This window comes from Dethiosulfatibacter sp., assembly GCF_983023055.1.
Window position 1 is genome coordinate 1 of record NZ_CEZJXU010000299.1, and the last position, 3,250, is coordinate 3,250.

3 protein-coding genes are annotated in these 3,250 nt (G+C 36.6%); 1 reads left to right on the forward strand and 2 read right to left on the reverse strand.

From position 1 onward, the window contains the following. Nucleotides 1-91 precede the first annotated feature (91 nt). Nucleotides 92-859, reverse strand: coding sequence for a type III pantothenate kinase (locus AC3AX0_RS09930; RefSeq protein WP_487550134.1), 768 nt, complete (start codon nt 857-859; stop codon nt 92-94). Nucleotides 860-872: 13 nt separating this feature from the next. After that, nucleotides 873-1,457, reverse strand: a complete 585-nt coding sequence (locus AC3AX0_RS09935) for an ECF transporter S component (RefSeq protein WP_487550135.1) — start codon at nt 1,455-1,457, stop codon at nt 873-875. A gap of 211 nt (nt 1,458-1,668) precedes the next feature. Between AC3AX0_RS09935 and AC3AX0_RS09940 the strand changes: the two genes are divergently transcribed. Continuing rightward, nucleotides 1,669-3,250: hypothetical protein (locus tag AC3AX0_RS09940; RefSeq protein ID WP_487550136.1), on the forward strand; the 1,582-nt coding region annotated here is incomplete at its 3' end.

The following is a 3,250-nucleotide window of genomic DNA, read 5'->3' on the forward strand; positions in this document are numbered from 1 at the left end:
TAACGCAGCAAAGCTGCTTTCTTGATTATAAAAGAGAGCATCAGCTCTCTTTAGATATGTCTGGATTATTAGTGCGGTTTTTTTAAGATTACTAGATGTTTTTTTCGTAGATGTATTTGAGTCCTTTTATTGTAAGCATCATGTCGTATTCGTCTATTGCATCTGTTTCAGGAACTATTATGCTACCAAGACCTCCAGTTGCAACAACTTTCATGTTTGGATCATTGAGCTCTTCCTTGATCTTGTTTACAATGTATTCCACCTGTCCGATGTAACCGTATACCAGACCGGCCTGCATGCTTGTGATTGTATTTCTTGCAAGTATTGACTTTGGTTTTATGATTGCTATATTTGGAAGCTGTGCAGCCTTGCTCCACAGTGCATCTGCACTGATTTGAATTCCAGGAGATGTGATTGCTGCTATAAATTCGCACTTCTCACTTACTACATCATAAGTCGTAGCTGTTCCGAAGTCTATGACTATTACAGGTCCGCCATACTGTTCGAAGGCTGCAACAGCATCAACTATACGGTCTGCTCCTACTTCTTTTGGATTCTCTGCTTTTATTGCAAGGCCTGTTTTTGTTCCTGGACCAACAATTATTGGATCTATACCGAAATATTTTTCCAGTGCTCTGTTGAACGAATGCATTATATTGGGTACTACAGATGCAACTATGATATTTTGAAGCTTGCTCGTGTTAACTCCGTTCATTTCTAAAAGGTTATTTAAAACTATACCGTATTCATCAGAAGTTCTTGGTGTCTTTGTGGTTATTCTCCAGGGCCCATGTAGAGTATCGCCTTCCCATACTCCCAAAGTGATGTTTGTATTTCCTATATCGATTGCTAAAAACATAAATGCTCCTTGTTTATCTGTATATTTTTTTGTATGCAAGTACTACAGGCAATGTCAGTATTGCTGCTATCAGTGCTTCTGTAACAGAACTTGTTGTTATTATTGATATCAACAGTGCTTTGAAGGGAACGCCTACAAGATCTATAATCTCCTGTACAAATATAAGATAAAGTGCCGTCATTACAAGTGCGGTATTTGTAATTGCACCTGAAGCTCCTGCAGCCAATATGGCTATTTTATCTCCGTTTGGAGATTTTCTGAATATTGCTTTGAGTGGTGTGTATATCATGTATGGAACCACACCTACGAATATTCTTGGAAGTACTGAAATTAGTGGATTTAGAAAAAATACATCAAAGGGTGTAAGAGGTGCCAATAATGCTCTTAATAGTGTTGCTACGCCGGCACAGAATCCCATTAATGCTCCTGCCTTGGGTCCCATAACTATGCTTGTTACTATGGTTGGTATGAACATGAACCATGCCATTGTAGTTGCTGTAGGTGATGGTATTGCTGTTATTGCTACGAATACAATTGTTAAAGCCAGCATAACTCCCAGGAAGGTGAGTTTGCGGGTGTTTCCTAGTATTTCTTTCATTAATAATTCCTCCATGTTCTCGTTCTTATATTTTAGATACAAGACAAATCAATTACATTATAGCATAAGAACGAATTATTACAAGATATAAACGAAATGATTAAAGAACTTTAATTTTTTGAACCTCCAGTTGATGATATAATTAAGGTAGTGAAAGCAGCTATGCTGCGGTATACGCGTAAGCTGGAATAAAGATATTCAGGAGGTAAAAATGAAAAGTAGAAATGTACCTGTGCTTACAATTATTGCAATCATATTGACAGTTGTACTCTTTGTAGGCTACAACGCCATTGTTCATATAAATATCCAAAAATTGAGCTACAGTGAAAACTGGGGAGGTCACACTTCAATAGGACTGTCGGGAATGAATGTTGAACCGGTTGCAGGTAAATATGAAGAAAATGTTCTTGTGCTGACTTATGATAATGAAGGAAGAATACTATACAGGGAAATGGATTCCAGAGGTAATATAATAAATCAGGGCAGTTTGGATATGGAATTTTTCAACAGAAATACCAGTGACAATATACAGGTAGTAGATGGAAGTATTCTCTTCATAAGAGATAACAATCTTTACATGTCACAATTTAAAGGAGAAGATGGTTTTGGTGATGAAAATCTTGTTTTTGAAAATTGCAGTGGTATGTCCATTGCATTTAACAAGTATATTACCGTATTCAACGACGATTGGATATACAGTTTGAAGATTAAAAACGGAACAGTAACTGAGGGGAAAAAGGTTAAAAATATATGGAATTTAGAGACAGCCTATATCATAGATGAAGAGAAGGCAGGTTTCCTCTATTTGCTAAACACTCCTGATACAACTACTGTTGAAGTTCTTTTTGGTTCATGTGACGATATCGAAAATCTTAGGACTGCAAAGGTTATTGACAGTATAAAAAACCTGTATTTTGGTTATACGACTAGTGTAGTTAATGATGGAGTATTTTATACTAATACTCCAATCAAGGTTGTTGGAGCCCAGGGTTCAGTAACGCTTTCCAACATGCTGGTTTCAATTGATATGGAAAACGGAGTAATAGGATTTGCAAGGGAGTTTTCAGAAAGTCCCTTCCCGGGACTTTATAGTATAGATTATAATGCAAATATTTTGAACATTGAGGGTGAAGTTTATTTCTGCGGATCTGGATTTAACACAGACAATGAATTCACCGACTATAATGATATATTTCTTAGTCAAGTAAATGATGACGGAACACTGGAAAAGCCGGAGTATATTTCAAATACATATAGGTTTTCTAGAAATCCAGTTGTAGTGGAAATGGAAAATGATGAACACGTTGCAGTATGGCTTGATGTCACAGGTCTTGAATATGAGCTACTTTACAACTCCACTGATGGGGAGTACAGAAGCACAAGCTCTACCATAAGTGGGGAAGACTATAAGCATGCATTACAGAGTGCTTCAGTAGTACCCTTTTACGCTCTCAGTTTCATGTTTGTGAGGAGCTTTTTCATGCTTATAGTTTTCTTCTTCGTCTTGGGTGTAATATATATGGTAATGAATAACAAGGGGTATGAAAACTGGAACAGGGGATTGAAGATTCTCACTTTGGTATATGTTGTCATGAATCTGATTACCTTCAATTTCAACTATATATCCGGTTCAAGGCTAAGCTATATGCCGGATTATCTCTATGGAGGAATATATTCAATAATTGTACCTCTTGTAATAAATGTCCTTTCCATCCTGGTTCTTTACATATTCCATAAAGAAAAGCCTGATACAGGAATACTGTGGAAAATGATTCTACTTATAACAGTGGATT